General features: G+C 41.8%; 17 protein-coding genes. 9 read left to right on the top strand and 8 right to left on the bottom strand.

Features of this window, described 5'->3' with window-relative positions:
• Positions 1 to 211: 211 nt before the first annotated feature.
• The 4 genes from pssA to rluD all read right to left on the bottom strand — a co-directional run bounded on the left by pssA (position 212) and on the right by rluD (position 6,198).
• Complete coding sequence (gene pssA, locus BAE46_RS10845) at positions 212 to 1,039, bottom strand: CDP-diacylglycerol--serine O-phosphatidyltransferase (RefSeq protein WP_006005890.1); 828 nt, start codon at positions 1,037 to 1,039, stop codon at positions 212 to 214.
• Between the two features lie 679 nt (positions 1,040 to 1,718).
• Positions 1,719 to 4,292 (bottom strand): ATP-dependent chaperone ClpB, encoded by a 2,574-nt coding sequence (gene clpB / locus BAE46_RS10840; protein ID WP_070112784.1) that lies wholly within the window; start codon positions 4,290 to 4,292, stop codon positions 1,719 to 1,721.
• A gap of 136 nt (positions 4,293 to 4,428) precedes the next feature.
• A complete protein-coding gene (gene pgeF, locus BAE46_RS10835) occupies positions 4,429 to 5,202 on the bottom strand; it encodes a peptidoglycan editing factor PgeF (protein ID WP_006005897.1) in 774 nt (257 codons plus the stop codon).
• 9 nt (positions 5,203 to 5,211) lie between these two features.
• Positions 5,212 to 6,198, bottom strand: a complete 987-nt coding sequence (rluD, locus tag BAE46_RS10830) for a 23S rRNA pseudouridine(1911/1915/1917) synthase RluD (RefSeq protein WP_006005901.1) — start codon at positions 6,196 to 6,198, stop codon at positions 5,212 to 5,214.
• 151 nt (positions 6,199 to 6,349) lie between these two features.
• On the opposite strand from rluD, the gene BAE46_RS10825 reads away from it, so the two are divergent.
• Positions 6,350 to 7,120, top strand: coding sequence for an outer membrane protein assembly factor BamD (locus BAE46_RS10825; protein WP_006005903.1), 771 nt, complete (start codon positions 6,350 to 6,352; stop codon positions 7,118 to 7,120).
• 108 nt (positions 7,121 to 7,228) lie between these two features.
• Here the strand turns inward: BAE46_RS10825 and BAE46_RS10820 are convergent, their stop codons facing one another.
• From BAE46_RS10820 to BAE46_RS10810, 3 genes are all read right to left on the bottom strand, one after another.
• Positions 7,229 to 7,918, bottom strand: coding sequence for a ChrR family anti-sigma-E factor (locus BAE46_RS10820; protein WP_006005905.1), 690 nt, complete (start codon positions 7,916 to 7,918; stop codon positions 7,229 to 7,231).
• The gene (locus BAE46_RS10815) at positions 7,911 to 8,525 is read right to left on the bottom strand and encodes a sigma-70 family RNA polymerase sigma factor (protein ID WP_040520810.1); all 615 of its coding nucleotides are present in this window, start codon (positions 8,523 to 8,525) and stop codon (positions 7,911 to 7,913) included. Before BAE46_RS10815 ends, BAE46_RS10820 begins: the two co-directional genes overlap by 8 nt.
• A 162-nt stretch (positions 8,526 to 8,687) precedes the next feature.
• Positions 8,688 to 9,254, bottom strand: coding sequence for an LON peptidase substrate-binding domain-containing protein (locus BAE46_RS10810; RefSeq protein ID WP_081483941.1), 567 nt, complete (start codon positions 9,252 to 9,254; stop codon positions 8,688 to 8,690).
• A gap of 198 nt (positions 9,255 to 9,452) precedes the next feature.
• On the opposite strand from BAE46_RS10810, the gene BAE46_RS10805 reads away from it, so the two are divergent.
• The 5 genes from BAE46_RS10805 to BAE46_RS10785 are packed head-to-tail and all read left to right on the top strand — an operon-like array spanning position 9,453 to position 13,939.
• The gene (locus BAE46_RS10805) at positions 9,453 to 9,881 is read left to right on the top strand and encodes a nuclear transport factor 2 family protein (protein ID WP_006005911.1); all 429 of its coding nucleotides are present in this window, start codon (positions 9,453 to 9,455) and stop codon (positions 9,879 to 9,881) included.
• Positions 9,881 to 10,636: an SDR family NAD(P)-dependent oxidoreductase gene (locus BAE46_RS10800; protein ID WP_006005913.1), complete on the top strand. Its 756-nt coding sequence runs from the start codon at positions 9,881 to 9,883 to the stop codon at positions 10,634 to 10,636. Before BAE46_RS10805 ends, BAE46_RS10800 begins: the two co-directional genes overlap by 1 nt.
• An 8-nt stretch (positions 10,637 to 10,644) precedes the next feature.
• Complete coding sequence (locus BAE46_RS10795; protein ID WP_006005915.1) at positions 10,645 to 11,925, top strand: NAD(P)/FAD-dependent oxidoreductase; 1,281 nt, start codon at positions 10,645 to 10,647, stop codon at positions 11,923 to 11,925.
• On the top strand, positions 11,922 to 12,665 hold the full coding sequence (locus BAE46_RS10790; protein WP_006005917.1) for a DUF1365 domain-containing protein: 744 nt from the start codon (positions 11,922 to 11,924) through the stop codon (positions 12,663 to 12,665). The genes BAE46_RS10795 and BAE46_RS10790 overlap by 4 nt, the downstream gene beginning before the upstream one ends.
• A 17-nt stretch (positions 12,666 to 12,682) precedes the next feature.
• Positions 12,683 to 13,939, top strand: a complete 1,257-nt coding sequence (locus BAE46_RS10785) for an SAM-dependent methyltransferase (protein WP_070112783.1) — start codon at positions 12,683 to 12,685, stop codon at positions 13,937 to 13,939.
• A 95-nt stretch (positions 13,940 to 14,034) separates the two neighbouring features.
• Here the strand turns inward: BAE46_RS10785 and BAE46_RS14835 are convergent, their stop codons facing one another.
• Positions 14,035 to 14,178, bottom strand: coding sequence for a hypothetical protein (locus BAE46_RS14835; RefSeq protein WP_006002488.1), 144 nt, complete (start codon positions 14,176 to 14,178; stop codon positions 14,035 to 14,037).
• A gap of 190 nt (positions 14,179 to 14,368) precedes the next feature.
• On the opposite strand from BAE46_RS14835, the gene BAE46_RS10780 reads away from it, so the two are divergent.
• Genes BAE46_RS10780 through dxs form a run of 3 tightly spaced genes read left to right on the top strand, consistent with a single transcriptional unit; the run spans position 14,369 to position 17,453 of the window.
• A complete protein-coding gene (locus BAE46_RS10780; RefSeq protein WP_006002489.1) occupies positions 14,369 to 14,596 on the top strand; it encodes an exodeoxyribonuclease VII small subunit in 228 nt (75 codons plus the stop codon).
• A gap of 18 nt (positions 14,597 to 14,614) precedes the next feature.
• The gene (locus BAE46_RS10775) at positions 14,615 to 15,517 is read left to right on the top strand and encodes a polyprenyl synthetase family protein (protein ID WP_006002490.1); all 903 of its coding nucleotides are present in this window, start codon (positions 14,615 to 14,617) and stop codon (positions 15,515 to 15,517) included.
• 40 nt (positions 15,518 to 15,557) lie between these two features.
• A complete protein-coding gene (dxs, locus tag BAE46_RS10770; RefSeq protein ID WP_006002491.1) occupies positions 15,558 to 17,453 on the top strand; it encodes a 1-deoxy-D-xylulose-5-phosphate synthase in 1,896 nt (631 codons plus the stop codon).
• The last annotated feature ends 76 nt before the right edge of the window (positions 17,454 to 17,529 follow it).

The following is a 17,529-nucleotide window of genomic DNA, read 5'->3' as shown; positions in this document are numbered from 1 at the left end:
ATTTTCTTGAAGTTTGTTGTTACAAATACATGCTTCAAAATCTTACATCGCGTCGTCTAAACAACACATAAATATTGACACTTCAGGCGACTGGTTTAGCCTTTACTCTCTAGGCTTTTCCTTGTCTCCCCGAAGCGAAGGCGTAGTTTACCTATATTGATAAAACGATCAACTACTATTTGCAAAAAGTCGTGTATTTAATACCTTATGCTTAATTTTTGGGCGAAGCATCGTTATCTGAGTTTGCTTTCTCACTATTAGAGCTAGTATTCTCTTCGTCGGTTTGAAAATCAGCATCTTCTTTTGCTTCGCCAACTACATCTTCTAAGGTAACTTTGTCTACCGTCCTAAATGTATTAACCGGGCCTGCAATTGCATATAAGATAAATACAATGAATAAAACGAGAGAAGGTGCAGTTGCCACTATTATAAAGACCATCATTATAAGTAGTAGGGCAACAAATGGCACTTTACCGCTCCAGTCTACTTCTTTGAATGAATTGTACTTAAAATTGCTCACCATTAGTAAACCAGTTATACCGGTGATTATTGCCACAATCACGCCGTAATCATTACCGCCTATATCGTACTCCATACTTACCCACACCATACCCGAAATTAAGGCAGCAGCAGCAGGACTTGCTAAGCCTTGAAAATAGCGGTTGTCACTCATACCTATTTGAGTATTAAACCGCGCTAATCTCAGAGCAGCACACGCTACATATATGAATGCGGCTAACCAACCGAACTTACCTAATTCACTCAAACCAAAGTTATACGCGATTAAGGCTGGAGCAACACCAAAAGAAACCATATCGGCCATAGAGTCATATTCAGCACCAAAGGCAGATTGTGTATTTGTCATTCTGGCTACTCTGCCGTCGAGACCGTCAAATATCATGGCAACGAAGATAGCTATTGCCGCATTTTCAAACTGCCCGTTCATAGACATTACTACCGCATAAAAACCTGAAAATAGACCTGCCGTGGTCAATAAATTTGGCAACAAGTAAATACCGCGTGGTTTTGGGTTTGTCATAAAGTCTCCGAAGTTGAGTCACATGAGTATATCAAAAAATACTAAAACAATACTAGCTACCTTTTTCAGCAAATCAGTCGATACAATGTCAAGTCTGTCAATACAATTTAATAGAGCATTAAATAAAATTTTACCTAATTAACCATTGATTTTGAGCACAATTTAATTTTACTAATGCGTAAATATTATGCACGATGATGTCTTTTTTTTACAAAATTTGTGATTAGTAAATGAGATCAGAGTAAATAGTACCCATGCCAATGGTATTTAAAAGCTTAGCTAATATTTGTGTGTATGAAAATAAGATAGATGCCGCCTATATCTCTGTGCAGCAAGCGTTTGAGCTTTTACAAGGAAGACCCCGCAATCTGAAGTATCCTTTAATAAATAATAGTGATTCAAGGAAACCACGACCTAGGTCTTAGCTTACTTCACAAAGCTTAATAGAAGAATGCGCAAGATCCTGACGTGCAACATCATTTAGCGTATGCCTTATATAAGCTTCAAATAAATAATGAAAACCGTAAAATGATAAACGAACTGCCGAATAACTGTACTGAATTTGATAAAAGGTTAGATGCAATTACACTTAATAAATTTCTTTAACTACCTGTAATATAAAGAAATTTTATCGAATAATCTATATTATTGATAAATCCTGCTCTGTCGTTACTGCCAACTATTTTATTATAAATTGACCCTCTTCGTTGTAGTCTATATTTACTGTATCACTGCTTACAAGACTATCTTCAAGCAATGCTTGCGCCAACGGATTTTCTATATTCACTTGAATAGCTCTTTTCAGCGGTCTCGCACCATATGTGGGATCAAAGCCCGATTCAGCCAACTTATCAAGCGCTCTTGCTGATATCTCGAGCTGATAGCCCATCTCTGATAGTCGCTGACGCAGCCCATTTAACTGTATTTTAGCAATTGCTTTTATCTCTTGCATGCCTAAAGGATGAAACACTACAATGTCGTCTACACGATTAATAAACTCTGGCCTGAAATGCGTGCCTACAACCTGCATCACACTAGCTTTCATTTGCACATAGTTTTCTTCACCACTTTGCGCCTGAATAATGTCAGAGCCAAGGTTTGAAGTCATGATAATAATGGTATTTTTAAAGTTGACGGTACGCCCATGGCCATCGGTTAAACGACCATCATCTAATACCTGTAGCAGTATATTGAATACATCAGGATGCGCTTTTTCAACTTCGTCTAGCAAAATAACTGAATATGGCTTTCTCCTAACCGCTTCAGTTAGATAACCACCCTCTTCATAGCCAACGTAACCAGGGGGGGCGCCCACAAGTCTGCTAACTGAATGCTTTTCCATAAACTCGGACATATCAATTCGAATCATTGCCTCTTGAGTGTCAAACATAAAAGTTGCTAGTGCTTTACATAGCTCTGTTTTACCAACGCCCGTGGGGCCCAAAAACAATAAAGATCCCACCGGCTTGTCAGGATCTGCAAGGCCAGCGCGTGAGCGTCTAATCGCATTCGACACCGCTTTAACCGCTTCGGTCTGCCCAATCACTTGCCTAGCAATTGCAGCTTCCATGTTAATCAGCTTGTCTTTTTCACCGCCCAACATTTTTCTTACTGGAATGCCTGTCCAGCGACTAAGTACATCCGCTATTTCCACTTCGGTTACTTTGTTTTTAAGTAAGGTATTCTCGGTAATTTCATTTTGCGCAGCTTTCTCGAGCTTTTGCTCCAATGCAGGAATTTTGCCATACTGCAACTCTGACATTCGGCTTAAGTCGGAGGCTCTTCGGGCAATTTCTAAATCAAGCTTGGCTTGTTCTAAATCCGTCTTGATACCTTGGGTACCCTGCATTGCCTCTTTTTCTTTGTTCCAGACTTTTTCAAGTTCGGCGTATTTAATTTCGGCTTGCTCTCTTTCTAGCTCAATAATTTCTAATCGTTTGAGGCTGGCGGTGTCTGTCTCTTTGGCAAGCGCCTGTTCTTCCAATTTCAACTGAATTATTCTTCGTTCAAGCTTGTCCATTTCTTCTGGTTTTGAATCTATTTGCATACGAATACTGGATGCAGCTTCGTCAATTAAATCAATGGCTTTATCGGGTAGTTGTCGGTCACTAATATAGCGATTTGACAGACTCGCCGCTGCTACAATGGCAGGGTCTGTTATATCCACAGCGTGATGAAGCTCGTAACGCTCTTTTAGCCCGCGCAAAATAGCGATAGTGTCTTCTACCGACGGCTGCTCCACTAGTACCTTTTGAAAACGACGTTCAAGCGCGGCATCTTTTTCAATATACTGTCTATATTCGTCAAGTGTAGTGGCACCCACGCAGTGTAATTCACCCCTGGCTAATGCCGGTTTTAGCATATTCCCGGCATCCATTGCACCTTCACCTTTACCAGCGCCTACCATAGTGTGCAACTCGTCAATAAAAAGAATGACGCGCCCTTCTTCTCTTGCGAGTTCATTGAGGACAGATTTTAGGCGCTCTTCAAATTCGCCTCTATATTTTGCGCCCGCCAGTAACGAGCCCATATCGAGTGATAATACTCGCTTATTTTTTAAGCCTTCAGGCACCTCACCGTTAATAATTCTTTGCGCAAGTCCTTCAGCGATAGCGGTTTTACCTACACCGGGTTCACCAATAAGCACGGGGTTATTTTTGGTTCTTCTTTGTAAGACCTGAATGGTGCGGCGAATTTCATCGTCGCGCCCTATTACTGGGTCAAGTTTACCTTGTTCGGCGCGTTCGGTTAAGTCGGTTGTATATTTTTCGAGGGCTTGACGAACGTCTTCAGCATTCTGATCGGTCACTTTTTGGCCGTTTCTAACATGGTCTATTGCCTGTTCTACTTTAACTTTGGTCAAGCCTAGCTTGATTAGCAATTGGCCTAAAGCACTTTTGTCATCGACGGCCGCAAGCACAAATATTTCAGAAGTGATGAAATCGTCTTTACGCTGCTGGGCTACTTTATCGCAGGTATTTAATAAACGAATGGTGTCACGACCTAGCTGAACGTCGGCCTCTGCACCTTGTATTTTAGGCAACTTGTCAACGCTTTCATTTAGTGACGAACGTAGACTATTCAAATTTATACCAGTGTGTTCAAGCAGCGCGCGTATGCCTGTGCCTTGCTGATTTAGCATGGCCGACATTAAGTGAATTGGCTCTATGTATTGATTGTCACGTCCAAGCGCAAGAGACTGCGCATCTGAAATGGCAATTTGAAATTTACTTGTAAATTTATCTAAACGCATCTTAAGCTCTCCAATATTTCCTAAGCTCAGGTATGGGTATTGATAAAAGACAATTCAAGTGAGCACACTATCTTAAGTTAGCGCTAACTTGATGTACGTCACTTTTGTCAAAGTTTAACGTAGGCATAAATCACCGCTAGACGCGCAACACAACCGTCGCCATACGGCCCGTTTGCTGCAAACCTTGATGACTCGCACGGCGATGTGAGAAACAATATTCACTAGAATATGTACAAATTGGGGACTTTTGAATAGTCGGTACTTTTAAATCTGCCAGCAGCTTGCGCGCTATTTGCGCAAGGTCTACGTGATACTTGCCCGCCGTAGCGGCTGGAAGTATCGCATCTTTATAATTCGAAAACTGTGCAATTATATCATCAGAAATGTGAAAGTGAGCCGGTGAGATACTTGGACCTATCCATACCGTAAGCGAGGTTTTATCACTGAATTTAGTAACCGTTTCATTCAAAACACCATTAAGTAAACCTCGCCAACCAGCGTGGATCGCCGCTATTTGACCGCTTTTTGTACATGCAATTATAATCGGTAAGCAATCGGCGGTCATTACCGCCAGTGGTGTATTAATACGCGTAGAATATATCGCGTCGCATGCAGCATTGCTGGTGGGTGAAATCGCGCTGTCATAATCCGAAATAACATTACTGTGCTGCTGATTTAGCCACTTAATAGGCGCTATTAATGGCAGCTTAGCTGATGTGCTTATGTTAAGCGCCTGCTGCACAATGATAGCGTGTAAAAGCTGTCTATTTGTTGCCACGCGGTGTTCGTTGTCTTGCACATGCATGGCTAGATTAAACGATTTATACGCGTCGTCGCTCACCCCGCCCTGCACGCTGGTGGTGAAACAAAACACATTAGGCGCTAGCGCCTCTTCAGGTAAGAACAACATCTTAGGATACTACCATTGCTGCGGCATATCGTGCAGCGCTAAGTCTTTTTTCATTTCAACCAAAAGCGCCTCGAAGTCGCTGGGAATTGGCACTTCCCATGTCATAACCTTCCCTGTTGTAGGATGACTCAGACTAAGCTTGATGGCATGTAAGGCCTGTCGTTTAAAGCCACGCAGCATGGTAATGAATTCTTCACTTGCGTTTTTGGGCAATCTTGGCCGACCACCATAGTGAATATCACCGACAATGGGATGATTTATATATGTCATGTGCACTCTTATTTGGTGAGTACGGCCAGTTTCAAGTTTTAACCGTAAATGGGTATGTGCTCTGTATTTATGTTTTACGCGATAATGAGTAACTGCAGGCTTACCGCTTTCTCTTACGTCCATTAAGGTGCGTTTCGTTTGATGGCGCCCTATGTTGGCTTCTACTGTTCCTCCGGCAATCATATTGCCAAGCACAACAGCCTCATATTCACGCCCCATTATACGCTCTTGTAACTGATTAACTAAGCTGGTTTGTGCGCTTAAGGTTTTGGCCACGACCATAAGGCCTGTTGTGTCTTTATCGAGTCGATGCACAATGCCGGCACGTGGGATTTTTTCAATGGCCGGATAATGACTTAATAGTGCATTGAGAATAGTGCCAGACGGATTGCCTGCGCCAGGGTGCACAACAAAATTGGCAGGTTTGTTAATAACCAAAATATCATCGTCTTCATATACAATATTTAAAGTTATTTCTTGCGCTTCATTAAACACCTGCACTGCTTGCTCGGCAGAAATAACGATCTCTTCACCGCCTTTTAGCTTTAGCCTTGGGGTAAGCACAACTTGCGCATTTATAGTGACGCTGCCCTCTAAAATCCATTCTTTCAGCTTGGAACGTGAATATTCAGGGAACAAACGCGCAATAGACTGGTCTAGTCTGGTATCATAGTGCTCATCGGGCACTATTGCGTTTAACGATATTAAATTGACTTGTTGACTCATAAACACGATCATTGGCAAAAATTGAAGCGTAGTATATCAAGCCTTCAACGTAATTGCTTTACCGATAGCACAAAAGACAGCGAGCAGACATAAAAACCCTGTTAAGCGTTATTGAAAATTATAAATCACATTAAATGAGTAATTCTAAAACATGATAAAGCGCAAAAAATTGTTCACCGGACTCATCGCAATAACGATTGTTTTGTCCCTCACCGCTTGCTCAAACGTTGAAGATGAACAACGCCAGTTAATAGCAAATCAGGGCCCTACAGCATTATACAAGCAAGCCAAAAACAATATGGAAATAGGAAACTTTTCTGCTGCGGCCCAAATACTAAGCAGTATTGATTCAAAGTTCCCATTTGGGCCTTTGTCTCATCAAGTTCAGTTAGATTTGATTTATGCACATTATAAAAGCGGTGATATAGATCAAACCTTAGCCACTATTGACAGATTCATAAGGCTTAATCCAAATCATGCCGATGTAGAATATGCAATATACATGCGCGGGGTGGTCAACATGGAGCAAGACGCTAACTTGTTTCAAGCGGTATTTGGTGTAGATCGCTCAGACAGAGACCCGTCTAGGTCAAAAGAAGCCTTTGAAGATTTCAGGCGACTTATTGAGCAACATCCTGACTCAAAGTATGCGCCGGATGCTAAGCAGCGAATGGTGTTTATTAAAAATAGACTAGCCAAATATGAAATTGAAGTAGCGCGATTCTACATGCGCCGAGAAGCATGGGTTGCCGCCGCGAACAGAGGCCGATATGTACTGGAGTATTTTGCCGATACAGAGCAAATTCAGCCCGCTTTAGAAATAATGGTTGCTAGTTATAACGAACTTGGCTTAGATCAGCTGAAAAATAACGCGGTTAAAACATTAAGACTAAATTATCCCCAAAGCGAGTTTATTAATTAAGACATTGCGTCGTTTAGAAAGCCTATGGACACGTTGGCTTAAATGTTGAACCAAAAAAAAGACGCCGCCAAGGTGTCTTTTTTTTACTGAAGGTGAACGCAGCGCCGCTTAGTTATTAGTATTAACCTTAAAATATAGCTGGCTTAAAGGGTTTATTAACATTGCCCACCCGGAAGTAAAATGCAGCGGCATGTCTAGCATAGTAACAACAAGGCAACCCTCATAATTCTCCGCGGTGGGCATGTGAGTATGCTGTTGGTTTAACTCAATAAAATCCCCACTTTCATAGCACTTTCCACCATCTGTGAATTTACCATTAATCACTAAAGTAAGTTCGTTGCCTTTGTGAGTGTGCTCAGGAACACTTGCGCCTCTATCCATATAAATAAATTGTGCCAATGACCCGCCGCCTATGTTTACAGAGGCATGCCATAGTTTACCAGCTAAGTGAGACCATTCTCCTATGCGGTCGGCAAACCTAGCCAATGTCGCAGGCAATACAAATTCACGCCCATCCAATGTTATGCGTGTATCTAATGTCTGTGAATAACTTGGATTGAGCAAAGTACTGTCGTTAGTGATAGATTCAAACATGCTTATGTATTCGCGAAGAATAGTTGGATTTTGTCTTAAATCAGGGAACATATCTACTGCTATGGATTCAGTAAAACTGCGTGTTTTGCTCAAGCACGTTGGACACATGTCACAATGAGCAGATATCAAAATAGCTTTCGTAGAAGGCAATGCTCCTTCTACGAAACTGCGCAAAGCAGATTCACTGGGATGATGCTTAATCATATTCTCGTAGCATGTCCTTTAAACGCTGAAGCGCTAAACGAGTTCTGGACTTTACTGTTCCCAATGGTATTTCTAATTCATCAGCAACCTCTTGCTGCGACTTGCCATCAATGTAAATAGCTTCAATAACGCGCTGTTGCTTAGCGGGTAACTCGTTAAAGTACTGACCAACTTGCTCTAGCGTTATCTGCTCATCAAGTGGCGCAATCTTAGTATCTGCGGTTTGCTCACAAAGAACCGGCCACAAGTCATCTGAGCATACATCTTCTTTCCTATTCTGCAGTTTTCTTAGCATATCGAAGCGTATATTTCTGGCTATCGTAAATATCCACGTAGAAGGCGAGCCTTTCTCGGCGTTAAAAAGATGCGCTTTTTGCCAGACATTTGACATTGTATCTTGAACTAGTTCCATAGCTATAGCCTCGTTACCCATCTGCTTAAGTGCATATGATCGAAGTCTAGGAGCGAAGTAGCTAAAAATTTTGGCGAAAGAAGCTTTGCATCGTTGCTTCGCAATAGTATCTAAATATCCTGACATTTCGACAGAACAATCTTTGGGCTGCCGCGTCTCATTACGTTGCTGGTTTGCTGGAATTCCAATAAGCATATAGACCCTACCTTTATTTTTCGTTCAAATTATCATGCGTAAAGTATACCTCGAAAAATGTATCTCAATAGTTAAATATTGTTAATGTAAGATAAGGTTTTTCCTGACGATAAAACGCATAATGACTACATTATACGAACTACTATCATTAACGCTTTGTTCTTATTCTATTAGCTGTGACAAATATTTGAGTACTTTTTGACAATCTTGCTGTGCTAAAAAATGCTGTTTTTGCTCAGCTCCTACCGGTAGCAGCTCAATCCAACGATTGATCACCCACATTGGGTCGTTAAACAGCGTTTCTGTGTAGAGGGAACTTACATCAGGATATCGTTCGAATATTTCTTTTAAGCGCACATCGATGGGGTGCAAGTCTGCCATTTTTAATTCGCATGTCCAAATATGACTGGCGGAACAAGTACCAACACGCAAATCGTCACGCTCCGTTTCAATGTCATTTATGCTAACGCTGTGCATTCCCTCTACGGTTACCCCTAGTAAACCGTCATCCAACAAATCAAAATCGACCACTTTACATACCGTTCCTAAGGGGAAAATATGACTATTTTGCTGCGCATTGCCGCTGCTGTTTAACATGCAAATAACAAACCCGCTGTCGTCTTTGCACGCCTGCTTGATCATGCGCACGTAGCGCGGTTCAAAGATACGTAAAGCCATTCTGCCTTTGGGCAAGATGTGGGAAGATAGTGGAAAAAGTGGCATTTTCATTTATGTGATCACGCTTAGTATATAAACTACAGTTAAATTCAGTGGATTATGGATTATTACTAGCGGCGACAATAAAAAGATTACTACAAACTAGAATAAGTAAACGTGCACGCGTTACAATTAAATAAAGTTAATTAACTGATCTCAAGCAATACAGTGGCGTAAATTGATATCTAACACTACAAAAAGTACGTTTTAATGTCTACATTACTATTAGAAAAATTTTCATCATTTTACACCAACTTAGACACCATGAAAGTTGAAGATTTAGCAGAGATTTACAGCACCGACGTCTTATTTATTGACCCTATTGCTGAACACAAAGGCATAGCCGCAGTTGAAAATTATTTTGCAAAATTGTTGCGCAATGCTAAGTCTTGTAGTTTCGTTATTCACACAAAGCAAGATAACCAAGACGGCAAGTGTATTGTAAACTGGACGATGGAATATAGGACGTCAACAATGAATGCAAACAAGCCAATAAAAGTCGAAGGTATAACAATGTTAACGCTTAAAAATGATAAAATTACCTTTCATAGAGATTATTATGATTTAGGCCAGATGGTGTATGAAAACATCCCATTACTTGGACGTTTAATTAAACGAATAAAAAGGAGTATGTCCTAATGGCGACTATTCTTATAACGGGTGCTACCTCTGGTTTAGGTGAAGCATTGCTAAAAGAGGCCTGCGCTAATGGGCACGCCGTAATTGCATGTGGTCGTAATCAAGATAAACTTAACGAACTACAAAACATCGGTAATGTAACAACCATCAAATTTGATGCCAGCGATGAAGCGGCCACAACCAAAGCATTGGCAGGCGTTAAATGTGATATTGCGGTGCTAAATGCGGGCACCTGCGAATACGTTGACATAAACAATATTGAACCCGACATGTTCAGACGGGTGTTTGATATTAACGTATTTGGCTCGATAAACGTTGCAAGTGCGTTATTGCCAAGCTTACAAAAAGGCAATAAATTAGTGTTTGTAGACAGTATGGCCCGCCTGCTGCCGTTTACACGCAGCCAAGCCTATGGCGCAAGTAAAGCAGCCCTTCATTATGCCTGTAAGAGTTTTGAAGTTGACCTAAAGAGCAAAGGTATAGCAGTGCAAAGTATGTCGCCAGGCTTCGTTAAAACACCACTAACAGAAAAAAACGATTTCCCCATGCCGATGGCCATTACCGCTGAGCAGGCGGCACAATACATGCTTAAGGGTATTCTTAGTAACAAATCTGCAGTATATTTTCCACGCCGCTTTGGCACTATAATACGATTTTTAAATTTCTTGCCCGAGGCCGTTCAGCACAAAATTTGCATTAGCATGCGCAGTTCGCTAGAGCGCGGCAGTTCGACAGACCGCGAATCTAACCAGTAGGATAACAAATGAAGCAAAAAGTAGCCATTATAGGTACTGGTATAGCGGGTATGACTAGCGCATATTTAATTAATTCAACAGCCGAGATTACCGTTTTTGAAGCTAATGACTACGTAGGTGGACATACTGCAACCAAAAAAGTAGATGTAGATGGGCGCACGTATAATATAGACACTGGCTTTATTGTTTACAATGAATGGACTTATCCGAATTTTATAAAATTAATGGACACATTAAACGTTGCTACCCAGCCCACCGAAATGAGTTTCAGTGTTAAAAATAAAGACACCGGGCTAGAATATAACGGCAATACTATTAATAGTTTATTTGCGCAGCGACGTAACATTTTTTCACCGACATTTTATCGTTTGGTGCTCGACATTATTAAATTTAATAAAGTCTGCAAGGCGCATCTAGAAGCAAAAAAAGATACTGATAACATCACACTAGTCAAATTTATACAGCAGCATAAATTAAGCAAAGGTTTTACCGAAAACTATATTCTGCCAATGTGCGCCGCCATATGGTCAACAAGCTTAGAGGCATCCGCGAACTTTCCTTTATCGTTCTTTTTAAAGTTCTTCAACAACCATGGTTTACTGAATATTACCAACCGCCCTCAATGGTACACGCTTATAGGCGGCTCAAATAAATATGTAGCCCCTTTAACTGCTAGCTACAGTGACAAAATATTGTTAAACAGTCCTGTAAGTTCAGTCAAAAAAACAAACGCTGGATACGAAATAATGAGCAATGGAAACATCAGCGAGTTCGACCAAGTGGTGTTTGCGTGCCACAGCGACCAAGCCCTGAAAATGCTCGATTTACCAAGTTTTGAGAAGCAGCACGGCCAAGACCTATCTGCTATTTTAGGGGCAATCCCCTACTGTGACAACGACGTGGTAATGCACACAGACGTGTCCCAATTACCGCAGCGACCTTTAGCTTGGGCCAGTTGGAACTATTTAATTAAAGGCACTCAAAACGAAAGCCGCTCTCCCGCTAGCGTCACTTATAACATGAACATTTTGCAACAAATAAAAAGTGACACCACGTTTTGTGTCACCTTAAACAACACGCAAGAAATTGACCCGAGTAAAATATTAGGGCGATATCGTTATGCACATCCTCAATTTAGCCCTGAAATGGTAGCGGCGCAGGAACAGCGCGAACGCATCTGCGGCAAAGAAGGTCTACATTTTTGCGGCGCTTATTGGTACAACGGCTTCCATGAAGACGGCGTAAAAAGCGCGCTTGAAGTTGGCCAAAGATTTGGCGCCAGCTTATGAATAAAGAACCTCTAGGCATGCTTGAAAGTGGTATATATACAGGTAATGTGTTTCATCGGCGTAGCGTGCCAAAAGTGCATCAGTTCAACTACTGTATATATCTTTTTTGGGTAAAATTAAAAGAACTCGATACCTTGACTGAAACAGTATCAGGGTTTAGTCAAAATAAATCCGGCATTAGCGTTGTTAACTTCAAACGTGAAGACTATTTAGGAGATGCTAAGATACCTTTAGAAACCGCTATTTTGAAAAAAATGAACACATTAAGTGAGGTTTCTGTCTCGGGCGATGTTTATATGTTAGGGCAAATAAGAACATTTGGCCTATACTTTAGCCCAGTAAATTTCTTTTATTTACGTAACGCGCATGGCAAGTACACCCACATGCTTGCAGAGGTAAGCAATACGCCCTGGAACAAACGCCATTATTACTTGGTCGACCTAGACAAACAGAGCGATTGCGATAAAGCTTTTTATGTATCGCCGTTCAACCCTATGGATATGCAGTACAAATGGCAAATACAACAGCCAGATGAAAATATTAAGCTCAATTTAAGCTGCTACAAACAAATTAAGCACTTTGAAGCAGCGATTAATATGCAAAAACAGCCGTTAACTTCGGCTACTCTACGCAAGTCGATTCTGTCTATACCTAGCATGACAGTCAAAACAATAGCGGGCATTTATTGGCAGGCTATAAAACTTTTTTTAAAACGCGTACCCATTTATACGCACCCTTAATGTACAGGAACAAATAGATGCCACAAGCTCAGCACACAATGCAAAACACCGTATCGCCCAGCGTTTGGGAAAAAACCTGCCGATCTATTTTTTTGAGTGTTTTAAAGCGTCTACCTCATGGTTATATGACCATGAGCGAAAACGGCCAAGTCATTGGACAGTTCGGCGATAAGGCACATGATTTACACGCCCAAGTTAATATATTGAATGCCAGCGCCTATCCAAAGTTGTTGTTTGGCGGCAGCATAGCGTCGGGCGAGACCTACTCGGATAATCTGTGGGACTCCCCTAATCTGACCAATGTGATCCGTATTTTTGCGCGCAACTTACCAATGCTAGATGAATGGGAAAGTCGGTTTAAATGGATCACTATGCCGGCGCTTAAATTAAGTCACTTTGCAAATCGTAATTCTGCCGACCAAGCTAAAAGAAATATATCGGCGCACTACGATTTAGGTAACAAGCTGTATAGCAAGTTTCTTGATCGTTCTATGATGTATTCTGCCGCTATTTATCCTGATCCAAACGCCAGTTTAGCTGACGCTCAACAACATAAACTGCACACCATTTGTGAGAAGCTACAGCTAAAAAAAAGCGACCATCTAATGGAAATAGGCACTGGCTGGGGAGGTTTGGCTATTCACGCTGCGAAAAATTACGGCTGTAAAGTCACGACCACCACAATATCTGAAGAACAGCATGCCTACGCCCAGCAGTGGATAAACAAAGAAGGCCTAAGCGATAAAATCACCTTGTTAAAACAGGATTATCGTTTACTTGAAGGTGAATATGACAAACTTGTATCAATTGAAATGATTGAAGCGGTTGGAAAACGCTACCTTACAACCTTCTTCAAAAAGTGCTCATCGCTACTCAAACCCGATGGTTTAATGCTGCTTCAGTCAATCATCATTGATGACAGGCGCCATGCAAGCTACTCTAAAAGCGTCGACTTCATTCAAAAGTATATTTTCCCGGGCGGCTATTTGCCCTCGCAAATGATTATTAATAAACATTTGAAAAAAGACACTGATTTATCAATTGCCGATATTCAAGACATCGGTCTAGACTATGCGCAAACCCTGCAAGATTGGTTTGTAGCGTTTAGCACGCAAAAAGAAGCCTTGGCCGAAGACGGTTACGACGAGCGCTTTATGCGTATGTGGCAGTATTATTTAAATTACTGCGAGGGCGGTTTTTTAGAACGCGCTATTAGCACACTGCAGTTAGTAATGCGCAAACCTCAGCACAGGCAAGTTCTCAGCAGAGGCTAATTGAATGGGCCTTGGGCTTAGACTGGGTCAGGCTCTGACACTGGATCGGAAAGCTTCCGGTTTTTCTATATTATAGCAATCTCTACTCGTCTATTTTATACTCTAGCCCGCTCGGCATCCTCAAAATACGTAAGCACAGTGGCAGCTGCACTTTGATTAAAGGTTTGCGCTGACGTCCCGCCTCTAAATGTGCCTGCTTTATTGATGTCTTTGCCAATGCAGATCGTTATTGTTTGCAAACAATCATATTGCCCTCATTTTTTTTGAGAGCTTTTACTGGGCTTACTAATTAGTCTTTTCTTTACTTACTGGTTAACAGCCTTTTATTTACAATCTTTATGGAAAATTACCTGTTTTATTCACCTAATAATTGAATTTGTATGGTCTGTCGGGTAAGGTTCATAACATTGATATTAAGAGTTACGTTAAATGAAAATAGATGATTTATCGTTTGAACAGGCCATGGCTGAATTAGACACTATTGTGCTTGAAATGGAGCGTGGCGAAATTCCTTTAGAGGCATCACTTAAGCAGTTTGAACGCGGTGTTACACTTGCTCGTCATACTCAAAAGCTACTTCAAGATGCAGAACAAAAAGTCAAGATATTGACCAACACCAGCGGCAATCCTGACACCTTATCCGAATTTGCCGAATAAAAATATGGCGCATTAAAAATGTCAATCCCTGCATCTTTACAAAGCAACCTTAATGCCACTGCCAGCCAGCTAACTGAGTACTTTATGCACTTTGTAGAGCAGCAGGGCATCGTTGACAAAGCCTTACAACAGGCGCTTGAATACGCGCTGCTAAATGGGGGTAAACGTATGCGCCCATTGCTTGTTAGCTTAGTAGGTGAATTACTTGATGTGAACAAAAAAGAACTCATACCAGTGGCACTTGCAATAGAATGTATCCATGCTTATTCACTTGTGCACGACGACCTGCCGGCGATGGATGACGATGAACTGCGTCGAGGAAATCCTACATGTCATGTGAAGTTTGGCGAAGCAATGGCTATACTTGCTGGCGATGCCCTACAAAGCATGGCATTTCAAATTCTTGCCAGCGCTAAATTAAATCCTCGCGCAAGCTTACGTCAGCACGAGCTTATTCTAGCCTTGAGCAAAGCTGCGGGGCCAGCGGGCATGGTAGGGGGGCAAAGCATTGATTTAAGCTCAACCAACAAGCAAATTTCATTAGCGCAGTTAAACCAACTACATGCCTTAAAAACCGGTGCTTTGCTTAAGGTTTGTGTAACACTCCCTTGCTTGTTAAGTGAAAATATTACTACTTCTGAAAAAACAGTGTTACAGCAGTTTGCCGAACATATTGGTTTAGCATTTCAAATTCAAGATGATATTTTAGACGTTACCGCCGACACGCAAACACTAGGCAAGCCGCAGGGTTCAGACCAGCAGGCGAACAAGTCGACCTTTGTGTCATTGCTGGGTTTGGAGAACGCAAAACAAGAATTAAATAAACATCATTATTTGGCCATACAAGCTTTGCGCTCATTAGCGTATAATACCGAAAAATTAGAAACTTTTACTGATTTTATGGTTACCCGCACATTTTGAAATTAGCTAAGAGCAACGACAGTAGAAGAATACGAAATACATGATCCTTAATCTTAATCATTACCCTAATTTAGCGAGGGTGAATATCCCTAGCGAGCTAAGACAGCAACCTAAGGCAAAGCTGCGCATTATTGCCAATGAGTTACGCCAGTTTTTATTGGACAGCGTGAGTCAAAGTAGCGGACATTTCGCTTCTAATTTAGGCACTGTTGAGCTCACAGTAGCTCTTCATTACGTTTATAAAACACCGTTTGACAGGCTAATTTGGGATGTGGGTCATCAAGCCTATTCACATAAAATTCTTACTGGCCGGCGTGACCGCATGTCCACCATTCGTCAAAAAGACGGCCTGCATCCTTTCCCTTGGCCACCTGAAAGTGAATACGATACTTTTGCGGTAGGTCATTCATCTACTTCAATCAGTGCAGCACTTGGCATGGCCATAGCCGCTGAACAAGAAAGTAAAGGTCGTAAAGTCGTTGCTGTTATAGGCGATGGGGCGCTCACGGCTGGTTTGGCCTTTGAAGCACTTAACCACGCTGGAGACATCAATAAAGATTTGACCATTGTGCTGAATGACAATGAGATGTCTATTTCTGAAAATGTAGGGGCTTTAAACAGCCACTTGGCTCGATTACTCACTGGCAACTTTTTCAATTCTATTCGTGACAGTGGTAAAAAGATTCTATCTAGCGTTCCGCCTATTAAAGAATTTGCCAGCAAGGCTGAAGAACATCTTAAAGGTATGGTCGTGCCGGGTACTATTTTTGAAGAGTTAGGGTTTAATTATATTGGACCAATTGACGGACATGATGTGGACGTTCTTGTAGATACACTCTCGAATATGAGAAGTATGAAAGGGCCTAAAATTTTGCACATTGTGACTAAAAAAGGCAAAGGATACGAGCAAGCAGAACAGGATCCTATAAAGTGGCACGCTGTGCCTAAGTTTGATCATACCACTGAAAAATTCCCCACTTCAAAGCCGGGCAATCCAACTTTCTCTGCTATTTTTGGCGATTGGCTTTGCGACATGGCTAAGGTAGATCCTGACCTCATTGCAATCACTCCGGCGATGCGCGAAGGCTCAGGTATGGTAAAATTTTCGCAGCAGTTCCCTAAGCAGTATATTGATGTGGGCATAGCTGAGCAGCATAGCGTCACGCTGGCAGCCGGTCTTGCAATAGAAAAAAAGCATGCTGTGGTAGCTATATACTCGACTTTTTTGCAGCGCGCGTACGACCAGCTTATTCACGATGTAGCGTTACAAAACTTACCCGTTTTATTTGCCATAGACCGCGCAGGTTTAGTCGGTGCTGATGGCCCTACTCACCAAGGCGCGTTTGATATTAGCTATTTGCGATGCATTCCAAACATGATCATTATGACGCCCAGTGATGAAGCTCAATGTAGGAATATGCTGTACACTGGGCATATAGCTAACAGCCCCGCAAGTGTTCGCTATCCAAGAGGCAGCGGTATGGGCATTGAGGTAGAGTCTACAATGAACGCTATAGAGCTTGGCAAAAGCCGAACTATGCGCGAAATAAAGGTAAGCAGCAGCGGCAAAAACGGCAAAAATGCTAAGGTGGCTATCCTCAATTTTGGCACATTGCTGCCTGAGGCGCTCAAAGCGGCAGAAGCACTAAACGCTAGCGTAATAGACATGCGCTTTGTTAAGCCATTAGATACCAAAGCGCTACTGCTCGCCGCCAATCACCACGAGTTATTAGTCACACTTGAAGACGGCGCCATTATGGGAGGTGCAGGCAGTGCAGTAATGGAGGCCTTGCAGGCCAATAAAACACTTGTCCAAGTACTTCCGCTTGGCTTCCCTGATGAATTCATTATGCAGGCGACCCAACAAGAAATGTACCAAGAACTTGGTATCGATGCGAAAGGAATTATAGCTTCTGTAACGGCTTTTTTAGCATAACAAAGGTTATTTAGGACTAAATGTGGTGCAGGCAATCACGCTATAAGTATCGCGTTGTAAGCGAGCAGTGTTAAGC

It is taken from the genome of Glaciecola punicea, assembly GCF_001756615.1.
GTDB lineage: Bacteria > Pseudomonadota > Gammaproteobacteria > Enterobacterales > Alteromonadaceae > Glaciecola > Glaciecola punicea.
This window is presented reverse-complemented; position numbering and strand designations above follow the sequence as displayed.

Bases quoted from the DNA above. Each gene is read 5' to 3' on its own strand.
- BAE46_RS10790 (WP_006005917.1), top strand. From the start codon at position 11,922: ATGAATAAAGAACCTCTAGGCATGCTTGAAAGTGGTATATATACAGGT.
- BAE46_RS10810 (WP_081483941.1), bottom strand. From the start codon at position 9,254: ATGAAAATGCCACTTTTTCCACTATCTTCCCACATCTTGCCCAAAGGC.
- pgeF (WP_006005897.1), bottom strand. From the start codon at position 5,202: ATGTTGTTCTTACCTGAAGAGGCGCTAGCGCCTAATGTGTTTTGTTTC.
- BAE46_RS10825 (WP_006005903.1), top strand. From the start codon at position 6,350: ATGATAAAGCGCAAAAAATTGTTCACCGGACTCATCGCAATAACGATT.
- BAE46_RS10805 (WP_006005911.1), top strand. From the start codon at position 9,453: ATGTCTACATTACTATTAGAAAAATTTTCATCATTTTACACCAACTTA.
- pssA (WP_006005890.1), bottom strand. From the start codon at position 1,039: ATGACAAACCCAAAACCACGCGGTATTTACTTGTTGCCAAATTTATTG.
- BAE46_RS10800 (WP_006005913.1), top strand. From the start codon at position 9,881: ATGGCGACTATTCTTATAACGGGTGCTACCTCTGGTTTAGGTGAAGCA.
- dxs (WP_006002491.1), top strand. From the start codon at position 15,558: ATGATCCTTAATCTTAATCATTACCCTAATTTAGCGAGGGTGAATATC.
- rluD (WP_006005901.1), bottom strand. From the start codon at position 6,198: ATGAGTCAACAAGTCAATTTAATATCGTTAAACGCAATAGTGCCCGAT.
- BAE46_RS10785 (WP_070112783.1), top strand. From the start codon at position 12,683: ATGCCACAAGCTCAGCACACAATGCAAAACACCGTATCGCCCAGCGTT.
- BAE46_RS10775 (WP_006002490.1), top strand. From the start codon at position 14,615: ATGTCAATCCCTGCATCTTTACAAAGCAACCTTAATGCCACTGCCAGC.
- BAE46_RS10780 (WP_006002489.1), top strand. From the start codon at position 14,369: ATGAAAATAGATGATTTATCGTTTGAACAGGCCATGGCTGAATTAGAC.
- BAE46_RS10815 (WP_040520810.1), bottom strand. From the start codon at position 8,525: ATGCTTATTGGAATTCCAGCAAACCAGCAACGTAATGAGACGCGGCAG.
- BAE46_RS10795 (WP_006005915.1), top strand. From the start codon at position 10,645: ATGAAGCAAAAAGTAGCCATTATAGGTACTGGTATAGCGGGTATGACT.
- BAE46_RS10820 (WP_006005905.1), bottom strand. From the start codon at position 7,918: ATGATTAAGCATCATCCCAGTGAATCTGCTTTGCGCAGTTTCGTAGAA.
- clpB (WP_070112784.1), bottom strand. From the start codon at position 4,292: ATGCGTTTAGATAAATTTACAAGTAAATTTCAAATTGCCATTTCAGAT.